The organism is Microterricola pindariensis (genome assembly GCF_002936985.1).
Taxonomy (GTDB): Bacteria; Actinomycetota; Actinomycetes; order Actinomycetales; family Microbacteriaceae; genus Microterricola; species Microterricola pindariensis.
This window is the reverse complement of record NZ_MPZN01000006.1, coordinates 21,762-40,177: the sequence shown is the minus strand read 5'-3', so window position 1 is coordinate 40,177 and position 18,416 is coordinate 21,762. Positions and strand designations below refer to the sequence as shown.

The window sequence follows — 18,416 nt, the reverse complement described above, 5'->3', positions numbered from 1 at the left end:
AGGCTCGCTGGACCGATGAGAGGGGGCCTCATGACCGCGATCGACAGCAACGAAATCGTCTCGACAATTGATCCCGCCGGATGCAACTGCGACGACTGCCTGCGCGGCGTCAGCGTGCCGTTGCACCGGGCGGATGCCAGCCAGCTGAACGCCCTGCTGGACGGTCACCTCGCGAACGCGACCGGCCTCGACTTCAGCGATATCGAGGCCGTGCTCGACGCGCTCTGAGACGCAGCCAACGCTGCACATATGGTCATTTCCGTGGCTGTTTCGTCTCCAAAAACGACCATACGTGCAGGATCGATGGCTGAATCGGTAGCTGGATCGTGGGTTAGGGGGTGCGATTCTCGGCGCCGACCATCCAGGCGTACTGCTCGATCTTCTCGATGATGGCGTGCAGGATGTCGGCGCTCGTCGGGTCTGCGGCATCCACCACGTCGTGCACGGCACGCGCCGTGCCGGCCACCGTGTGCAGCCGCGCCGTGATCAGGTCGACGGTCTCTGCGGTGTCGGTCTCCCCCGCCGGGTAGGCCGGCATTTTCGTCGTCGCGGCGATCGTGTCGCTGCGCCCGTCCGGCACGGCGTGCAGGGCGCGCATCCGCTCGGCCACGACATCGGAGAAGCCGCGGGCCGCCTTGATGATCTCGTCGAGTTGCAGGTGCAGGTCGCGGAAGTTGCGCCCGATGACGTTCCAGTGGGCCTGCTTGCCTTGCAGCTGCAGCTCGAGCAGTTCGACGAGCACCTGCTGCAGGGCATCGCTGAGCTTCTTCGACGCGGTGAACACCTCGGTTTCCGTGTGCGTGCGCGAGCTCTTCCGCGTCCCTCGCTCCAGAGTGTCGGTCATGGCGTGCTTCCTCTCGGTTGCCGCCCGGCCGGAGAGTGCGCTGCTCGTGGGGGCAGTACCCGACCGGTGCGCTTCTTCGAGGCTAACCCCGCACGCCTCGCCTGGACAGGGCCGTGGGCGATACTCGGACCGCGCGCCCAGCCGCGGGGTCGCAGGCGCGGGGTTGCAGGCGCGGTGGTTCGACGCTCAGAACGGCGGAGCTTCGGGGAAAGCGCCTGGTGGATACGGCGGCGCAACCCCGCTGGTAGAGCGTGTCGAAACCGTTGGCGCTTGAGCCGGTGCTTCTTCTTGCAGAGCACGGCCAGGTTCTCCTCGACGGTCAGCCCGCCGTGCTCCCAGACCCGGGTGTGGTCGGTCTCGGAGCGCTCCGCCTTGCGGATGCAGCCGGGGAACCGGCACGTCTCGTCCCGGTAGAGGATCCAGCGCCGCATAGCCGCGGACAGCCGGTACTGGGTCGGGTCCAGCTGCAGCGGGGTCCCGTCGAGCGGGTCGGTGAGGATGCGGTGCAGGGTCAGGCATCCGGTTGGGAGGCAAGAGGAGGTTCGGGAGGCAGAAACCGACCCGAACCGGCCTCCCAATCGTGCGATCGCCTCCGAACCGCGCGCATCCAGACGCGCGACGCGCGCCTCGGGCTGGCTCCCTGCCCCGCCGGCCGAAACGGCCGGGAAACCGCCGGGAAACGCAGGAGGGGCCGGCTCCCAACGGAGCCGGCCCCTCACAGACGATGTCTCTGCAGCGACTAGTCGGTGCCGGAGTCGAAGGCAGCACCCTCGGAGGCGCGGTCGACGGCGTCGCTCTCGGCATCCGCGTCGCTGGAACCCTCGAGGATCTCGCTCGCCGCGCCGGACTCGAGCTGGCCGACCAGCTCTGCGGTCGCGCCGCCGATGATGCCGGCTGCCGCGTACTGCTCGAGGCGCGAACGGGAGTCGGCGATGTCGAGGTTGCGCATGGTCAGCTGGCCGATGCGGTCGTCCGGGCCGAAGGCCGAGTCGCCGACGCGCTCCATGGAGAGCTTGTCCGGGTGGTAGCTGAGGTGCGGTCCGGTGGTGTCGAGGATCGTCCAGTCGTCGCCGCGGCGCAGCTTGACGGTGACCTCGCCGGTGACGGCCGAGCCGACCCACTTCTGGATGGACTCGCGCACCATGAGCGACTGCGGGTCGAGCCAGCGGCCCTCGTACATCAGGCGGCCGAGGCGGCGGCCCTCGTTGTGGTAGTTGGCAACGGTGTCCTCGTTGTGGATGGCGTTCAGCAGGCGCTCGTAGGTGATGTGCAGCAGCGCCATGCCCGGGGCCTCGTAGATGCCGCGGCTCTTCGCCTCGATGATGCGGTTCTCGATCTGGTCGGACATGCCGAGGCCGTGACGGCCACCGATCTTGTTCGCCTCGAGCACGAGGGCGACGGGGTCGGCGAACTCGACGCCGTTGATGGCGACGGGGCGGCCGGCCTCGAAGCGCACGGAGACGACCTCGGTGGCGACCTCGACGTCATCGCGCCAGGCGGCGACGCCCATGATCGGGGTGACCAGCTCGATGCCGCTGGAGAGCTCCTCGAGCAGCTTGGCCTCGTGGGTGGCGCCCCAGATGTTGGCGTCGGTGGAGTAGGCCTTCTCGGCCGAGTCACGGTACGGGTAGCCGCGCGCGACGAGCCACTCGCTCATCTCGGTGCGGCCGCCGAGCTCGTGCACGAAGGAGCTGTCGAGCCACGGCTTGTAGATGCGCAGGCGCGGGTTGGCGAGCAGGCCGTAGCGGTAGAAGCGCTCGATGTCGTTGCCCTTGTAGGTGGAGCCGTCGCCCCAGATGTCGACGCCGTCCTCCTTCATGGCGCGCACCAGCATGGTGCCGGTGACGGCGCGGCCGAGCGGCGTGGTGTTGAAGTAGGTCTTGCCGCCGGAGCGGATGTGGAACGCGCCGCAGGCCAGGGCGACGAGGCCCTCCTCGACCAGGGCCGACTTGGCGTCGACGATGCGGGCGATCTCGGCGCCGTACTCGAGGGCACGGCCGGGCACGGCCTCGATGTCGGGCTCGTCTGGCTGGCCGATGTCGGCGGTGTAGGTGCAGGGCACCGCGCCCTTCTCACGCATCCAGGCGACGGCGACGGAGGTATCGAGGCCGCCGGAGAAGGCGATGCCGACGCGTTCGCCGACAGGAAGAGAGCTGAGCACCTTAGACATGCCCTCAAGCTTATTCCAGACCGGCCGCGAGAAAGACCCGGGCCCGCGGCGGGCGGAGCGCTGCCCGGCGGATGCCGCGCTCAGCCGTTCTCGACGGCCAGCGACCAGCGCGTGAGCACCGCTTCGAGCGCCGCCACGTCCTCCGGGCTCAGCGCATCCAGCAGCCGCCGCTCGTTCGCCAGGTGCTCGGTGACCGCGCGGTCGACGAGCTCGCGCCCGGCCCCGGTGAGGGCAATGACCCGCGCCCGACCGTCGACCGCGCTCACCCGGCGGCTGACGAGCCCACGCTCCTCGAGCCGGTCGATCCGTTTGCTCATCGCCCCGGTGGTGACCATGGTGTGCTGTGCCAGCTCCCCCGGCGCCCGTTCGAAGGGGGCACCGGCCCGGCGCAGCGCCGCGAGCACGTCGAACTCCCCCTCGCCGAGGCCGTGCCGCTTGTACACGACAACGATCTCCTCACTCAGGTACTCGCCCAGCCGATGGATACGGCCGATCACCCCCATCGGCGAGGGGTCCAGCTCCGGCCGTTCCCGGTGCCACTCCTGCTGAATCTGCGCGACGCGGTCGAGCTTCTCCGGGGAATCTGATTCCATACCGCCATATTATCTTCCTTGGCAGCTATTATTGCTTCCATGGAAGATAAATGGCGCTTCGTGCTCCTCACCGCCGTCGCGCCGATCGCGTGGGGCACGACGTACTACGTCACCCACCAGTTCCTGCCCGCCGACTCCCCGCTCTGGGGCGCGGCGATCCGGGCACTCCCCGCCGGGCTGGTGCTGCTCGCGCTCCGCCGCCGCCTGCCCCGCGGCTCCTGGTGGTGGAAGTCGCTCGTGCTCGGCACCCTCAACATGGGCGCCTTCTTCGCCCTCGTCTACGTCGCCGCACAGCTGCTGCCGACGAGCATCGCCGCGACGATCATGGCCACCGGTCCGCTCATGATGATGCTGATCGCCTGGCCACTGATCGCCGAGCGGCCACAGCGGATGCCGCTGATCGGTGCCGGGCTCGGCATCGTCGGTGTCTGCACCATGCTCTTCACCGGCGCAACGACGATCAACCTGGCCGGCGTTCTTGCCTCACTGAGCGCCATGGCGCTCTCCTCCCTCGGCTTCGTCCTCACCAAGCGCTGGGGCGCCGGCGTCGACGTCCTCTCGCTCACGTCGTGGCAGCTCCTCGCGGGCGGGCTCACCCTCGTTCCGATCGCGCTGCTCGCGGAGGGGGCGCCGCCCGTGCTCGACGGCCCGGCGCTGCTCGGATTCGGCTACGTGTCGCTGATCGCGACCGCACTCGCCTACGTGGCCTGGTTCACCGGGCTGGCGCACCTCGGCGCGGGCACGGTCGGGCTCATCGGGCTGCTCAACCCGGTCACCGGCGTGCTGCTGGGTGTGGCGCTGGCCGGCGAGGTGTTCAGCCCGCAGCAGGTGCTCGGCATCCTGATCACCCTCACCGGAATCGTGCTCGGCCAGCGCGCCGGGGCGACCAGGCAGCATGCTGCCCCGCCCCGCGCACCCTTGTTCCGCGAACGCACCCGCCCCTAGACTGCGAGGGATTTGCGGAGCTCCAGCCGCACCTTCGCTCGAGTTCCCGCGACGCCCCTCGTTCTGTGGCGGGCGCCGCTCATTTCGAGGGAGGGCACACCATGGAACATCGGGCAGTCACCGCAAGGATCGAACAGGCGAACAAGCAGCTCAGGGAAAGCCTGCCATTCTCAGACACCCGCGACTTCGACGCCGCCGACCGGGGATTCATCGCAGCCCTGGAACCCGGGGTCGTGCACGACGCAGACGGCCGGGTGGTCTGGGATGGCGACAGCTACTCCTTCCTGACCGGCGAGGCGCCGGCCACGGCGAACCCGAGCCTGTGGCGGCAGTCGCGGTTGACGTCCAAGCAGGGCCTGTTCGAGGTCGTGCCCGGCATCTACCAGGTGCGCGGCCTCGACCTCTCCAACATGACCATCGTCGAGGGCGAGCGCGGCGTGATCGTGATCGACCCGCTGATCTCGACGGAGACGGCGGCCGCCGCCCTCGCCCTCTATCGCGCCAACCGCGGCGAGCGCCCGGTCAGCGCCGTCATCTACACGCACAGCCACGTCGACCACTTCGGCGGGGTGTTCGGCGTGACCACGCAGGCCGATGTCGACGCCGGCCGCGTGCAGGTGATCAGCCCGGAGGGACTGGTCGAGCACGCCGTCGCGGAGAACGTCTACGCCGGCACGGCCATGGCCAGGCGCGCCGGGTACATGTACGGGGCCGTGCTGGAGCGCGGGCCGGCCGGCGCCCTCGGCGCGGGGCTCGGCCAGACGACCTCCAGCGGCGAAATCGGGCTGATCGTGCCGACCCTCGAGGTGCGGGCCACCGGCGAGACGCACACCGTGGACGGCGTGCAGATCGAGTTCCAGATGGCACCGGGCACCGAGGCGCCCACCGAGATGCACTTCTACTTCCCCGCCTTCCGCGCGCTGTGCATGGCGGAGAACGCCACCCACACCCTGCACAACCTGCTCACCCTGCGCGGGGCGCTGGTGCGCGATCCCAACGTGTGGTCGCACTACCTCACCGAGGCCATCGACACCTTCGGTGCGCGCAGCGACGTCACCTTCACCTCGCACCACTGGCCGACGTGGGGCACCGACAACGTGGTCGAGTTCCTCTCCACCCAGCGCGACCTCTACGCCTACCTGCACGACCAGACCTTGCGCCTGCTGAACCGGGGACTGACGGGCGCGGAGATCGCAGAGGACTTCCCCCTGCCGCCCGCATTGGAAACGGCCTGGAGCACCCGCGGCTACTACGGCTCGATCAGCCACAACGTCAAGGCCATCTACCAGCGCTACATGGGCTGGTTCGACGGCAACCCGGCGCGGCTCTGGCCGCACCCGCCCGAGGCCGAGGCGGTGCGCTACGTGGCCGCGCTGGGCGGCATCGACCGCGTCGTCGAACTCGCGCAGACGGCGTTTGACGAGGGCGACTTCCGGTGGGCGGCGACCCTGCTCGACCATGCCGTGTTCACGGATGCCGACCACGCCGCCGCCCGCGCACTGTACGCAGACACCCTCGAGCAGCTCGGCTACGGCGCGGAGAACGGCACCTGGCGCAACTTCTTCCTCTCCGGCGCGACCGAGCTGCGGGAGGGCAACTTCGGCACCCCGACGGTCACCTCGGCTCCCGCACTCATTGCCCAGCTCAGCCCAGAGCAGATCTTCGACGCCCTCGCGATCTCGGTGGACGGCCCGAAGGCGTGGGACCTCGACCTGCGCCTCGACGTGACGTTCACCGATCTGGACGCCACCTACGCGCTCACCCTGCGCAACGGTGTGCTGATCAACCGGAGGATCGAGCCGGATCAAGCGGCGCCGGCCGCGCTCGCCCTGAGCAAGCAGCGGATGATCGCGGTGCTGGCCGGCGACCTCGACTCCCCCGGTCTGGAGCTGAGCGGCGACGCCTCAGTGCTCCCTGCGCTGCTGGGCATGCTGGACTCCGGCGACCCGGCGTTCAACATCATCGTGCCCTAGCCCGGCCGCAGCCCCCGCGCCGCGCCGCTCAGGACGACGGACGCCGTCAGGCGACGCCCGTCGTCGAGGGCGCCGCGCTGGCCGCGCCGGCCGGGGGCGGCTGCTGCGGGGACAGCCCCTGGTTGCGCATGAACACGATGAGCCAGCTGAACACGAGCACCGCCAGCACCAGCTCAACGGCGGTGAGGTTGTAGTAGCCCGTGATGAAGAGCACGGCGAGCAGCACGATCACGCCGACGAAGACGTAGCCGACGAGCAGGAACACCCGAGGCGTGCTCGGAATCAGCGTGCGCAGCCGCAGCACGAGTGTGACGTAGACGATGGCCATCCCGGTCGCCGAGAGGTTGTGCAACTGCAGGGACTCATCCACGGGGAAGATGCCGACGCAGGCCAGCAGGACCCCAATCAGCATGAGGGCCACCCGCACGAAGCGGCGGTGCCGGCGCTCCTCGTCCGTGTCGGCGGGCAGCGACGCGGTCGCGAAGTTCGCGATCGTCGTCACGAGAGCACCGGCGATGATCAGGGTGAGGTTGAACGCGCGCGCCGAGAGGTCGTCCGTCATGCCGAGCGAGCTCAGGTTCTTCTGCCACCAGTGCGGGTCGGCGGCGCTCAGCATGCTGGTCAGCATCCCGACCACGAGGAACAGCGCCAGAACGAGCGAGAGATGGATGGGGGTGAGGTGCACCGCCGAGAGAAAGACCACGTAGGCGGTCAGGGCCACCCCGACCCCGGCCAGCAGCGCGGCGGAGAAGGGGAAGACGACGGCATCGACGAAGCTCTCGGCCAGAACCGCGGCGACGCCGACCCAGCCGAGCAGCGCGATCATGGCGTAGGTCAGCGCGATAGCGGCGGTGTCGAACCAGCGCAGGCGCGGTTCGGACTCCGCCACGGCGCGGCGCGGGCGCACCAGCATCCGCGCCCACACCACCACGGCGAGCGCGACGATCGCGGAACAGACCGCCACCAGCTGGCCGAGCGAGCCGGGGCCGGCGATCGGCACGGCGCCGCCCCAGAAGAACAGGGTCGCGATGAGCGCGCCGAGCAGGAAGCCGGCTGCGCCCACCATGAGCGCGACGGATTCCACTGACTCCCTGCTCTCGGCCGGATGCCGGAACACGCGCACGATCGATGTCGACTGGGTCATGTCGTCCTCCTCGATGAAAAGCCGTCGGCACGCCGGCGGGGCTAATGGATGATGGCCTTGAGCGCGATCATGGCGAACCCGAACGCCGCAGTGCCCAGCGCCCCGGCGATGCGGACGGGCCAGGAGCTGCCGCGCACGGTGAACGCGCTGAACCCGAGCACGCCGAGCACGACCACGCCGAGCCAGAGGGCGGTCCACATCGCGACCGAGTCGTCGATCGCCTTGAGTGCGCCGAGCAGCAGCACAAAGCAGGGCAGCAGCGCCGCCAGCAGGAATCCGAGTGAGCGGCCGACGGCGCGGTGGAATGCCCCACCCAGGGTCGTCTCGTCCCCCTCGAGCACGCCGTGGCCTGCGACCGTCCCGGCGTAGACGTGCGCGGCCCAGAAGACGATCACCGTGCCGATCACGCCGAGGAACGTCTCCCACGACGTCGCCCCGTAGCCGCCGGCGACGACGATCATGCCGCTGACGAGCACGATCCCGTAGACCGACTCCTCGGTGATGAGCCCGGAGCGCACGCGCACCAGCACGGTGCCCGCAGCCTCGCGCGCCGCGGCGTCGTTCCCTGGGCCGTGTGCGTGGTCGGCCGGGCCGGGCGGCTCGGCGCTCATGCGCCGCCGCCCCGTGCGCGTCGCGGGGGCCGCACGGGCCGGGCAGGCTTCTCCCGCCCGCCCTGGGGCTCCCCCGCCACCTCATTCGGGATGCCGCGGGCAAATAGCAGCGAGAAGGCGGCAATGGCGATGAGGGCGAAGAAGGAGGTGCGCAGCGAGCTGATCTGCGACTCGCTGTAGATCGAGGTCAGGGTGTCGGCGTCAGCCGGGCTGAGCCCGGCATTCTCGGCGATGCCCGCGACGCTCGAGGCGGGGACGATGGCGACGCCGCCCTCGGTGAGTTCGGTGACTGTGGTGCGCACGTCGGCCGGCAGCGTGCTGTCGGCGACACCGGAGGCGAACGAGGTGGCGAGCGCCCCAATCAGCACCGAGCCGATCAGGGCGGTGCCGAGCGAGGAGCCGAGGTTCTGGAACACGCCCTGCAGCCCGCCGACCTCACTGGACTCGCTGCCGCTGACGGCCGACATGTTCACGTTTCCGAGCTGGGAGGCGAGCAGCCCGAGGCCGGCGCCGGCCGAGAACATGCCGATCGCGAACACCCAGCTCTTCAGGTCGATGTCGAGCGAGCCCAGCAGCACGAAGGCACTCACAACCAGAATCGCCTGCCCCCAGCGCACGATCCGCCGCGGCGACCAGCGGGCGGAGAGGCGGGTGCCGATGATCGAGAACAAGATCAGCGCGATCGACAGCGGGAAGATCTTGATGCCGGTCTGCAGCGCATCCAGCCCCAGCGTCATCTGCAGGTAGACGGGAACCATGAAGAAGAGCCCGGCGGTGATCGCGTACTGCGCGCCGAGCACGCTGAGCCCGCTTCGCAGCCGGACGATGCTGAACATCTCCACGTGCACGAGCGGGGGCAGCCCCTTCGCGACGAGCGCCTTCTGCCTGCGCACGAAGTAGTAGAGCAGCACGGCACCGGCGAGCATGAACCACGCGGTGAGCGAGATGCCGAGCGGCGCGATCTCCACGCCGCCGATCACGGGCGAGTGCAGCGGCGTCACCCAACCCCAGGTCTTGCTCTGCAGCATGCCGAACACGACACCGATCAGGCCGAACGCCGAGAGCAGAACGCTCAGCGCGTCGATGTGCACCTTCCGCGGCGGCGTTGAGTCGGTGACCCGGCGGGAGAACAGCACGACGATGGCCATGATCACGACCTCGGCGACGAACACGTAGCGCCAGCTGAAGTAGGTCGTCACAAACCCGCCGATGAGCGGGCCAGCGGCCACGGCGGCGCCCGAGACGGCGCCGATCGTCGCATAGGCGGTGATCCGGTCTGTGCCGGTGTAGTTGTCGGCGATGAGCGCGGCGATGGCCGGGATCACGAGCACCGCCCCGAGGCCCTCGATGATCGACCAGCCGATGAAGAGCGTCTGGATGTTGGGGCTGAGCGCTGTCGTCAGCGAGCCGATCGCGTAGACGATCGAGCCGATCACGAAGGCGCGCCGGCGCCCCCAGACGTCGCCGAGCTTCGCGCCCAGCAACATGACGGCGGCCATCGTCAGCGTGTAGAAGGTGATCGCCGCCTGCATGGCCGTGACGGTGGTGTCCAGGTCGGCGACGACCGTGGAGATCGACACGTTCATCACCGTGCCGTCCAGCACCATCACGAACTGGGCGCTGCCGAGGATGAGAACGACGGTCCATTTCTTCATGCGCGTGCGGCTCCCTCACGCGGCGCGGGCAGGTCCGGATGCCGCAAGCTCAGTATCGACCTCGGTGCGACGCTGCGCAATACTCCCGACCCGGGCCTGATTTCTCATTGAGTTTGAGGGAGGCGCAGCACAATCGGGTGGGCCTACAGTGTCTGGCACCGGCGCGGCCGAGCGGGTGTGCCTCGAGAGAAAGGCCACGGATATGGACTTCTGGGGAGTCGTCGGATTCTTCTTCTGGACATGGGTTTTCGTCTGCTACCTGGTGCTGCTGTTCTGGGTCCTCGCCGACCTGTTCCGCGACCACGAGTTGAACGGCTGGTGGAAGGCACTCTGGATCATCTGCCTGATCTTCGTGCCGTTCGTCACCGCGCTGATCTACATGATCACCCGGGGTGCGTCGATGAACGAGCGCTCCGCCCGCGCCCGCTACGACAACGCGCCCGTGCCAGAGGACTACTCCAAGCCGGAGCCCTCTCGCACCCCGGCGGCCGACATCGCCCAGGCGAAGGAACTGATGGATGCCGGCACCATCACGCCGGGTGAGTTCGACGCGCTCAAGGCGAAGGCCATGGGCGGGTACTGAGCGTGGGCGAGGCCTGACAATGGCAGAGAAGGACGGCACACTCTCCCCGGCGTTCCAGCGCCGGCAGGAGGCCGGTCGGGAGGCCCGGCGCCGCACGCCGCGCTCCGCGCACGCCGACTGGGCGCCCGGCGCCGGCCGGCCGGACCCGGTCGCGCTGCTCGAGGAGCAGGCGCTCAACAGGGCGCCAGAGCTGGTGCCCATCCGCTACGGGCGCATGGCGGTCTCGCCGTTCACCTTCTACCGCGGGGCGGCGCTGATCATGGCCTCCGACCTGGCCGGCACCCCGGATTCCGGCATCATCGTGCAGCTCTGCGGCGACGCGCACCTGTCGAATTTCGGCGTCTTCGGCACCCCGGAGCGCACCCTGATCTTCGACATGAACGACTTCGACGAGACGCTGCCCGGCCCGTGGGAGTGGGACGTCAAGCGCCTCGCGGCGAGCTTCGAGGTCGCCGGCCGGCACCGCGGTTTCAGCGGCGCCGAGAGGCGGGACACCGTGCTGGCCCTGGTGCGGGCGTACCGCGAGCGGATGCGGAAGGCCGCCGCCTCGCCGGTGTTGCGGTCCTGGTATGACCGGCTGAGCGCCGACGACGCGCTGCGCTGGCTGAAGCACGAGCAGGAGGAGGACCGGGCGGGCAGCAGGCAGGTGAAACGGACCACGGCGGTGCTCACCAAGGCGCTCACTCGCGACAGCATGAGCGTGTTCACGAAGCTCGTCGGGGTCGTCGACGGCGAGCTGCGCATCCTGCCGGCTCCCCCACTGATCGTGCCGATCGATGACCTCGCCCCGGCGGGGCGGAGCCACGCGGATGAGGTGGAGCAGATGCAGGGGGTGCTCGCCGAATACCAGGGCACGCTCGCCCACCAGAACCACCCGTTGCGCGAGTTCGAGTACCTGCACATGGCCCGCAAGGTGGTCGGCGTCGGCAGTGTCGGCACACGGGCCTGGATCCTGCTGTTGCGTGGGCGCGACGACGGCGACCCGCTGCTGTTGCAGGCGAAGGAGGCGCAGGCCTCGGTGCTGGAGCGTTTCCTGCCCGCCAGCGAGTACTCCCACCACGGCGAGCGGGTCGTGCGCGGCCAGCGCATCATGCAGAGCGCCAGCGACATCTTCCTCGGCTGGCAGCGGGTGCCCGGATTCGACGGCACTGAGCGCGACTTCTACGTGCGCCAGCTGCACGACTGGAAAGGCTCGGCGGATGTCGAGAACATGGATGCGACGGGCGCCCTGCTCTACGCCCGCCTCTGCGGGGAGACGCTGGCCCGGGCGCACGCCCGCGCCGGCGACCGCGTCGCCATCGCCGCGTACCTGGGTTCTGCCGATGTGTTCGACCGGGCGATCGCCGACTTCGCCGCACGCTACGCCGAGCAGAACGAGCGCGACTTCGCCGCGTTCGAGGAGGCGGTGGCATCCGGCCGGCTGCACGCCGTCTCCGGTGTCTAGCTGTTCACGGGCGGGGTCTGTTCGCTGGCGGGGCTATGGCTCGGGCAGGGTCAGGCGCTGAGCCCGCCGCGAGCGCTTGAGGGCGTACATCGCCTCGTCCGCCTGCCGCAGGGCGGCCTCGGCGGTTGTGCTGAGCGGGTCGACGACGACAACGCCGACGCTGGCCCCCGCATAGTCGACGGGGCCGATGCCCAGCTCGATGCGCGCCGTCGTGCAGTCGGTCAGGCGCGTGCGGAGCGCCTCGGCGGCATCCGCTGCGGCCTGCGAGTCGCCGGACGCCGGGCCGGCCCCGATCACGACGAACTCGTCGCCGCCGAGCCGGGCCAGCAGGTCACCCTCTCGCAGGGCGGAGCCGAGCTGGCGCGCGACGTTGGAGAGGAACTCGTCGCCGACATCGTGGCCGTATGCGTCGTTGACGGCCTTGAACCCGTCGAGGTCGATGAAGGCGACGATCACGTCCCGCTCATCGCGGGAGCCGCGGGCGAGCATGCGGCGCAGCTCGTCGAGCAGCTGCCGCCGATTGGGCAGGCCGGTGAGCGCGTCCGTCGAGGCGTGCGAGGCCAGCTCGCTGTTGGCCTGCTGCAGACGCTGGAACAGCAGCTCCCGCTCGACCTGTTGGGCGAGCATCTTCGCGAACAGCTCCAGCATCGTCTGCGATTGCGCCTGCAGCGGCTGCGAGATCGCGCTGGCGGCGCAGAGCGTTCCATAGAGACCGCCGCTCTCCGTCACGATCGGCGTGCTCACATAGGTGTGGATGTTGAGCGCCGCGGCTGCCTCTGAGTCGCCCCACCGCGTGGGCACGTCCGAGGTGTAGAAGCTGTCCTCGTCCAGCGCCCGCTTGCAGAGTGTGTCTGCCCACGGGACGCTGAGCCCCTCCGGGATCTGCATCTCGCGGACATTGCGGGCGAACAGGATGTTCTGCACCCCCGCCTCCAGGTCAACCGTGGTCAGGTAGGTCGACTCGAGACCGGTGGCCACCTCGAGCATCTCGAGCATCGGCCGGGCCAGATCCTCGAGCGTCTTCGCAGCGGTGACCGTCCGGGAGAGTTGGTCAAGAACAGTGTCCATCACTCCATTCTGGCCATGTTCGAGCGGCCTCATGGGGCAGCGCGCCGTCAGGCCGCGGAATGCTCGCGGGGCTCGAACAGGTCGGCTGAGCCCAAGACGCGCGAGGCGGCGATCTCGATGACGACACGGATCGGGTTCACCCGCGGCTGGCGGTAGCGGCCGGCGTAGAGCTCGACCGCGTGGGCGACGGCATCCGCATCGCGATTGATGGTGGCCGGGCCGGCGAACGAGATCCATCGCCCCTCGTGCACCTGCGCGACGGTGGCCGTCTCGCCGCGCTCGATGTTGCGCACCTTCTGCGTGGCATCGGAGGTGATGATGCGCACTACGCCGCCCTCCACCGTGAAGCCAACGGGCACCGCGTGGATGCCGCCGCGCCGGTCGAGCGTCGAGAGGATGCCCATGTGGCGCTCGCTCACGAAGTGCAGTGCGGTGTCATTCAGCTGAGTCGTCATGCTTCCATTGTTGCCCAGCGGAGGAGGGTGCCCGGCCGCCGGCGGCATCCCTTGCCGGAGGCCCGGAGCAGTTGTAGCCTGTCCGACACCAGCCCGCCGGAGAATCCCCCGAGACTGCTACCCGAAACGGTCGCCATGTCTGCTGCCCTCTACGCCCTTGGCCGTTGGGCGTTCCGCATGCACCGGAGGGTGCTCGTGCTCTGGCTGGTGGCGCTGGCGGTGCTGTTCGCCGGGGCCGGGCTGCTCGGCCAGGGCACCGACAACACCTACAGCATCCCGGGCACCGAATCCCAGGACGCCCTCGACGCGCTCGCCCGCACCTTCCCTCAGGTGAGCGGCAGCTCCGCCCAGCTCATCGCGGTCGCCCCGGACGGCGGCAGCGTCACCGATGCCGGGTTCGAGGCGGCCGTCACAGCTGCCGCGGCCACGATCGCCGCGATCCCGCAGGTGTCCTCGGCCACCGTGCCCTACGGCTCGTCGTCGACGGCGAACATCAGTGCCGACTCCTCGGCGGTGATCGTGCCGATCCAGCTCTCCGTGGCGACGACCGCCGTGCTGCCGACGACGGCCGACGCCCTCCAAGCGGCCGGCGTCGCACTGCAGGCGGCACTGCCGCCCGGCTCCGAGGTCGCCGTCGGCGGCCAGCTGTTCGCGCAGAGTCCGGCCGGCATCAGCATCACCGAGCTGCTCGGCATCGCCGTCGCCTTCGTGGTGCTGTTCCTGACCTTCGGATCGCTCGTGGCGGCTGGCCTGCCGCTCATCACCGCGCTGCTCGGGGTCGGTGCGTCCCTGGCCATCGTGCTCGCCGCGACCAGCGTGCTCACGATCACCTCGACAACGCCGCTGCTCGCCCTCATGCTGGGCCTGGCCGTCGGCATCGACTACGCCCTGTTCATCATCTCCCGGCACCAGGACCAGCTGCGCCATGGCCTCGAGCCGGAGGAGTCGGCGGCGCGCGCCGTCGCCACCTCGGGCTCGGCCGTGGTGTTCGCGGCGATCACCGTGATCATCGCGCTGCTCGGGCTGGCCGTCGCCGGCATCCCGTTCCTCAGCATCATGGGCGTCGCCGCCGCGCTGGCCGTCGCGATCGCGGTGCTGATCTCGATCACCCTGACGCCGGCGCTGCTCGGCTTCGCGAGGTGGCGCGTCGTCGCCAAGCGGTACCGGCCAGCGGCCGCCGTGCCCGAGGCGCCCGGTGACGCGCCTGCCGAGGTTCCTGGCGACGTTCCTGTCGACGCGGCGGAGCGGCCCGGCCGCTTCTTCCCGGCGTGGGCGCGCGCGGTCACCCGCTGGCCCCTCGTCACCGTGCTCGCCGTTGTGGTGCTGCTCGGGCTCGCCGCGGTGCCGGCCCTCTCGCTGCGGCTGGCCCTGCCCGACGCCGGCTCGCTGGATGAGGGCACGCCGGGCCGCGTGACCTACGACCTCGTGGCCGAACACTTCGGGCCGGGCTTCAACGGCCCGCTGATCGTCACCGGCTCCGTCATCCAGAGCACCGACCCCGTCGGGTTGATGGACAATCTGGGCGCCGAGATCGCGGCCGTGCCCGGGGTGGCATCCGTGCCGCTGTCGACCCCCAACGAGGCGGGAGACACGGGCATCGTGCAGGTGATCCCGGACGGCGCCCCCGACTCGGAGGCGACGGCCGAGCTGGTAGCCACCCTGCGCTCGATGCACGCGCAGTTCGAGCAGGAGTACGGCGTCTCCCTCTCCGTCACCGGGTACACCGCGGCGGGCATCGACATCTCCGCCCGCCTGGCCGGCGCCCTGCTGCCGTTCGGCCTGCTCGTCGTCGGCCTCTCGCTCGTGCTGCTGGCCATGGTGTTCCGCTCGATCGTCGTCCCCATCACGGCCGCGCTCGGCTATGCCCTCTCCATCGGCGCCGCGTTCGGCCTCACCGCGCTCGTCTTCATCGACGGCTTCCTCGCCGAGCCGCTGAACGTGGCCGGGCTGGGCTCGGTGATCAGCTTCATGCCGATCATCGTGATGGGCGTCCTGTTCGGCCTCGCCATGGACTACGAGGTGTTCCTGGTGAGCCGGATGCGGGAGGAATACGTGCAGAGCCACGACCCGGGCGGGGCCGTGCACGGCGGCTTCGTCGCCTCGGCCCGGGTCGTCACCGCAGCCGCGATCATCATGTTCGCCGTCTTCGCCGCGTTCGTGCCGGAGGGCGAGGCCAACATCCAACCCATCGCATTCGGCCTCGCGGTCGGCGTTGCGATCGACGCCTTCCTGGTGCGGATGACGCTCATCCCCGCCGTTCTCGTGCTGTTCGGCCACCGCGCCTGGTGGTTCCCGGCCTGGCTGGACCGCGCCCTGCCACGCTTCGACATCGAGGGCGAGGGTCTGGCGGCCGAGTTCGCGCTCGCCGACTGGCCGGAGCCGGGCGACCGGCTCGCCATCGCCGCGGAGGGCGTGCGCACCGCCGAGACGCCGCCAGTCGGAACGGACTTCGACGCGCAGCTCGCCGCCGGCGGGGCGCTGCTCGTCGAGGGTGGAACCCCCGCGGAGCGGAGCGCCCTGCTGCTGGCGCTCGGCGGGCGGGCCCCGGTGCTCTCCGGGCGCCTGAAGGTGTGCGGTTTTGTGCAGCCCACCCGGGCCGCCGCCGCACGCGCCTGCACGGCCTACGTGCGGGTGGATCGCTCGGCCGACGCGGTCGACGTCATCCGCGATGCCCTGCACGGCGACCCGGAAATCGTGATGATCGACGTCACAGACACCGTGCTCGCGGCGGCCACGCGGGAGCAGATCCGGCAGCTGCTGACCGAGCGCCTGTGGGGGGCCGCCCGTCACGGCCGGCCACTTCCCAGCATCGTGCTGGCGGAGGGCGCCGGCACGCGGGCCGGCCTGATGCTGCCTGAGGGGACCGCGCTGCAGGTGGCGCGGCTCGCCGCGGCGACGCCGGCGGTGCCGTCGCCGCCCGCCGCCTCCGAGTTGGTGGGCTGACATGGCCGCCCGCGACTCCCGCCCGCCCACCGAGGCCACCGCGCCATCCCGGTTCGCCGCGACATCCGGCTCGGAGCGCATCGGCCGGCTCACCCTGATCGGCCTGCTCCTGGTGCCGCTGCTGATCGGAGGCGTGCTGAGCTGGGCGCTGGCCGCCCCGACCACGCACTTGGACCGGGTGACCGCGGCGATCGTCAACAACGACGAGCCGGTCACCGTGAACGGCAACACGGTGCCGCTCGGCCGGCAGTTCTCCGCCGGGCTGATCGCCGGCCAGGCAGCGGGCACCGACGGGGGCAGCGACGCGAGCACCGACACAGACCCCCAGGCGGGCGCCGCGCAGAACAACTTCAGCTGGGTGCTCACGAACGGCGACGAGGCCGCAGCCGGCCTCCGCTCCGGCCGCTACGCGGCGGTCGTCACCATCCCGGCCTCCTTCTCGGCTACGGCGATGTCGATCGGGGGCCCCGCCTCCGCGGCGACGCAGGCCGCGCTCCAGGTTCAGACGACGCCCGCGTCGGCGTTCCTCGACCCGGCGCTGACCCAGGCAATCACCCGGACGGCGGCCGCCTCGCTCAACCAGCAACTCATCGAGCAGTACCTCGACAATGTGTACGCCGGGTTCAACACGTTGAACCAGCAGATCGGGCAGGCCTCGTCCGGCGCGGACAGCCTCGCCTCCGGGGCCAGCTCACTCGACAGCGGGGCGCAGTCGCTCGCAAGCGGCGCCGGGCAGCTGAACGCGGGTGCCAGCTCGCTCGACACGGGCGCGGCCGCCCTCGCAGACGGACTGTCCGAACTGGACAGTGCGGCGCAGCCGCTGCCGGGGCAGACCGCCCAGCTTGCAGCCGGCGCCGCCCAGGTCGCCGCGGCCGCCGACGGGCTGAGCGCGGCGGTGGCGGATGCGACCAGCCAGTTCACCGCCACCGTCGCCCAAATCTGCCTGACCCCCGGCGTGCTCTGCGACCGGGCAACGGCCGCCCTCTCCCGGCTGCAGAGCGCGAACCAGACAGCGGCGCAGCTGGCCGGAGGCGCCGACCAGGTGGCATCCGGCAACGCCCAGCTGGCCGCCGGCATGGGCCCGCTCGTCGACGGCATCGACTCCTCCGCGAGCGGTGCAGAGCAGCTGGCCGACGGGGCGGCGCAGCTGAGCGAGGGCGCCGCCTCCCTCTCCGACGGAGCGCAGAGCGTGGCGGCCGGGGCGGCGCAGGTGGACTCCGGGGCAGCGCAGCTCTCCAGCGGGCTGCAGCAGGCGGTCGCCCAGATCCCGACGTACTCGGACAGCGACATCAGCACGCTCTCCGCGGTGGTCTCGGCCCCGGTGCTCGTCGAGCAGGCGGCCCTGCCGGCCGGGTTCCAGTCCGTGCCCTTGTTCGCGGTGGTCGCCCTCTGGCTGGGCGGCCTCGTGCTGGCCATCGCCCGCCGGGCCGTGCCGACGCGCCTGCTGCTCACCGCGGCGCCGAGCACCGGGATCGCGCTGCGCTCGCTCGGGCTGACGGCGGCGTTCGGCGCCGCGCAGGGCGTCGTCGTGGGCGTCGTCGTGCTCACCGCCGTGGCGGCCAGCCCGCTGCAGTGGCTCAGCTTCGCCGGGGCCTGTCTGGCCATCGGCGCCGTCTTCGCCGTGCTCAACCAGGGTCTCGCTGCGGCGTTCGGCGCGGTGGGGCGACTGCTGGCCGCCGCGGTCGCGGTGGTGGCGTTGGCGGCCGGGCTGAGCGGCGCCGTGCCCCCCGTGATCGCCGGCATCGCCGGGGCGCTGCCGACGGCCCCGGCGCTCCAGCTGCTGCTGGCCGCCCTCACCCGGGATGCGGGCTCGGCCCTGGCCGGGCTCGCCGGCCTGCTGCTCTGGGCACTGCTCGGGGCGGCGCTCGTCTACGCCGGCGTGGCCGTGCGGCGGCGCGCTGCCGGCGACGGCAGCAGCACCAGCGGCGAGGCCGTGGCGGATCCGACGCCCGGCGAGGGTGAGGGCGCGCAGCGCTCCGCATAGGCTG

General features: G+C 70.7%; 15 protein-coding genes. 7 read left to right on the top strand and 8 right to left on the bottom strand.

From position 1 onward, the window contains the following. Positions 1–30: 30 nt before the first annotated feature. Positions 31–228 carry a hypothetical protein gene (locus GY24_RS03300; protein WP_104474352.1) on the top strand — a complete coding sequence of 66 codons (198 nt, stop codon included), beginning with the start codon at positions 31–33 and terminating at the stop codon, positions 226–228. A gap of 103 nt (positions 229–331) precedes the next feature. On the opposite strand, the gene GY24_RS03295 is transcribed toward GY24_RS03300, so the two are convergent. The 3 genes from GY24_RS03295 to GY24_RS03285 all read right to left on the bottom strand — a co-directional run bounded on the left by GY24_RS03295 (position 332) and on the right by GY24_RS03285 (position 3,607). After that, positions 332–844 (bottom strand): Dps family protein, encoded by a 513-nt coding sequence (locus GY24_RS03295; protein WP_104474351.1) that lies wholly within the window; start codon positions 842–844, stop codon positions 332–334. Between the two features lie 739 nt (positions 845–1,583). Next, a complete protein-coding gene (argG, locus tag GY24_RS03290; RefSeq protein WP_104474350.1) occupies positions 1,584–3,014 on the bottom strand; it encodes an argininosuccinate synthase in 1,431 nt (476 codons plus the stop codon). An 80-nt stretch (positions 3,015–3,094) separates the two neighbouring features. Continuing rightward, a complete protein-coding gene (locus GY24_RS03285; protein ID WP_104474349.1) occupies positions 3,095–3,607 on the bottom strand; it encodes a MarR family winged helix-turn-helix transcriptional regulator in 513 nt (170 codons plus the stop codon). Positions 3,608–3,646: 39 nt separating this feature from the next. On the opposite strand from GY24_RS03285, the gene GY24_RS03280 reads away from it, so the two are divergent. Together GY24_RS03280 and GY24_RS03275 are read left to right on the top strand one after the other, a co-directional pair. Next, positions 3,647–4,552: a DMT family transporter gene (locus tag GY24_RS03280; protein WP_104474348.1), complete on the top strand. Its 906-nt coding sequence runs from the start codon at positions 3,647–3,649 to the stop codon at positions 4,550–4,552. Positions 4,553–4,653: 101 nt separating this feature from the next. Then, positions 4,654–6,525 carry an alkyl/aryl-sulfatase gene (locus GY24_RS03275; RefSeq protein ID WP_104474347.1) on the top strand — a complete coding sequence of 624 codons (1,872 nt, stop codon included), beginning with the start codon at positions 4,654–4,656 and terminating at the stop codon, positions 6,523–6,525. Between the two features lie 46 nt (positions 6,526–6,571). On the opposite strand, the gene GY24_RS03270 is transcribed toward GY24_RS03275, so the two are convergent. Genes GY24_RS03270 through GY24_RS03260 form a run of 3 tightly spaced genes read right to left on the bottom strand, consistent with a single transcriptional unit; the run spans position 6,572 to position 9,935 of the window. Further along, the gene (locus GY24_RS03270) at positions 6,572–7,669 is read right to left on the bottom strand and encodes a DUF998 domain-containing protein (RefSeq protein WP_104474346.1); all 1,098 of its coding nucleotides are present in this window, start codon (positions 7,667–7,669) and stop codon (positions 6,572–6,574) included. 41 nt (positions 7,670–7,710) lie between these two features. Next, positions 7,711–8,280 (bottom strand): hypothetical protein, encoded by a 570-nt coding sequence (locus tag GY24_RS17415; RefSeq protein WP_133161091.1) that lies wholly within the window; start codon positions 8,278–8,280, stop codon positions 7,711–7,713. Beyond that, positions 8,277–9,935, bottom strand: a complete 1,659-nt coding sequence (locus tag GY24_RS03260; RefSeq protein ID WP_104474344.1) for an MFS transporter — start codon at positions 9,933–9,935, stop codon at positions 8,277–8,279. The genes GY24_RS17415 and GY24_RS03260 overlap by 4 nt, the downstream gene beginning before the upstream one ends. 202 nt (positions 9,936–10,137) lie before the next feature. On the opposite strand from GY24_RS03260, the gene GY24_RS03255 reads away from it, so the two are divergent. Beyond that, a complete protein-coding gene (locus tag GY24_RS03255; protein WP_104474343.1) occupies positions 10,138–10,518 on the top strand; it encodes a PLDc N-terminal domain-containing protein in 381 nt (126 codons plus the stop codon). 19 nt (positions 10,519–10,537) lie between these two features. Further along, the gene (locus GY24_RS03250; protein WP_104474342.1) at positions 10,538–11,962 is read left to right on the top strand and encodes a DUF2252 domain-containing protein; all 1,425 of its coding nucleotides are present in this window, start codon (positions 10,538–10,540) and stop codon (positions 11,960–11,962) included. A gap of 33 nt (positions 11,963–11,995) precedes the next feature. On the opposite strand, the gene GY24_RS03245 is transcribed toward GY24_RS03250, so the two are convergent. Continuing rightward, complete coding sequence (locus GY24_RS03245) at positions 11,996–13,030, bottom strand: GGDEF domain-containing protein (protein ID WP_104474341.1); 1,035 nt, start codon at positions 13,028–13,030, stop codon at positions 11,996–11,998. Between the two features lie 47 nt (positions 13,031–13,077). Next, positions 13,078–13,485: a pyridoxamine 5'-phosphate oxidase family protein gene (locus GY24_RS03240; protein WP_104474340.1), complete on the bottom strand. Its 408-nt coding sequence runs from the start codon at positions 13,483–13,485 to the stop codon at positions 13,078–13,080. Between the two features lie 135 nt (positions 13,486–13,620). On the opposite strand from GY24_RS03240, the gene GY24_RS03235 reads away from it, so the two are divergent. Both GY24_RS03235 and GY24_RS03230 read left to right on the top strand, forming a co-directional pair. Then, entirely contained in the window at positions 13,621–16,428 is a 2,808-nt protein-coding gene (locus GY24_RS03235) for an MMPL family transporter (protein WP_104474339.1), read from the top strand. Between the two features lies 1 nt (position 16,429). Then, a complete protein-coding gene (locus GY24_RS03230; RefSeq protein ID WP_104474338.1) occupies positions 16,430–18,412 on the top strand; it encodes a hypothetical protein in 1,983 nt (660 codons plus the stop codon). Positions 18,413–18,416: the final 4 nt, after the last annotated feature.

What these genes read in the sequence shown, in the direction of transcription:
- GY24_RS03300 (WP_104474352.1), top strand. Translation starts at nt 31, where the DNA reads ATGACCGCGATCGACAGCAACGAAATCGTCTCGACAATTGATCCCGCC.
- GY24_RS03295 (WP_104474351.1), bottom strand. Translation starts at nt 844, where the DNA reads ATGACCGACACTCTGGAGCGAGGGACGCGGAAGAGCTCGCGCACGCAC.
- argG (WP_104474350.1), bottom strand. Translation starts at nt 3,014, where the DNA reads ATGTCTAAGGTGCTCAGCTCTCTTCCTGTCGGCGAACGCGTCGGCATC.
- GY24_RS03285 (WP_104474349.1), bottom strand. Translation starts at nt 3,607, where the DNA reads ATGGAATCAGATTCCCCGGAGAAGCTCGACCGCGTCGCGCAGATTCAG.
- GY24_RS03280 (WP_104474348.1), top strand. Translation starts at nt 3,647, where the DNA reads ATGGAAGATAAATGGCGCTTCGTGCTCCTCACCGCCGTCGCGCCGATC.
- GY24_RS03275 (WP_104474347.1), top strand. Translation starts at nt 4,654, where the DNA reads ATGGAACATCGGGCAGTCACCGCAAGGATCGAACAGGCGAACAAGCAG.
- GY24_RS03270 (WP_104474346.1), bottom strand. Translation starts at nt 7,669, where the DNA reads ATGACCCAGTCGACATCGATCGTGCGCGTGTTCCGGCATCCGGCCGAG.
- GY24_RS17415 (WP_133161091.1), bottom strand. Translation starts at nt 8,280, where the DNA reads ATGAGCGCCGAGCCGCCCGGCCCGGCCGACCACGCACACGGCCCAGGG.
- GY24_RS03260 (WP_104474344.1), bottom strand. Translation starts at nt 9,935, where the DNA reads ATGAAGAAATGGACCGTCGTTCTCATCCTCGGCAGCGCCCAGTTCGTG.
- GY24_RS03255 (WP_104474343.1), top strand. Translation starts at nt 10,138, where the DNA reads ATGGACTTCTGGGGAGTCGTCGGATTCTTCTTCTGGACATGGGTTTTC.
- GY24_RS03250 (WP_104474342.1), top strand. Translation starts at nt 10,538, where the DNA reads ATGGCAGAGAAGGACGGCACACTCTCCCCGGCGTTCCAGCGCCGGCAG.
- GY24_RS03245 (WP_104474341.1), bottom strand. Translation starts at nt 13,030, where the DNA reads ATGGACACTGTTCTTGACCAACTCTCCCGGACGGTCACCGCTGCGAAG.
- GY24_RS03240 (WP_104474340.1), bottom strand. Translation starts at nt 13,485, where the DNA reads ATGACGACTCAGCTGAATGACACCGCACTGCACTTCGTGAGCGAGCGC.
- GY24_RS03235 (WP_104474339.1), top strand. Translation starts at nt 13,621, where the DNA reads ATGTCTGCTGCCCTCTACGCCCTTGGCCGTTGGGCGTTCCGCATGCAC.
- GY24_RS03230 (WP_104474338.1), top strand. Translation starts at nt 16,430, where the DNA reads ATGGCCGCCCGCGACTCCCGCCCGCCCACCGAGGCCACCGCGCCATCC.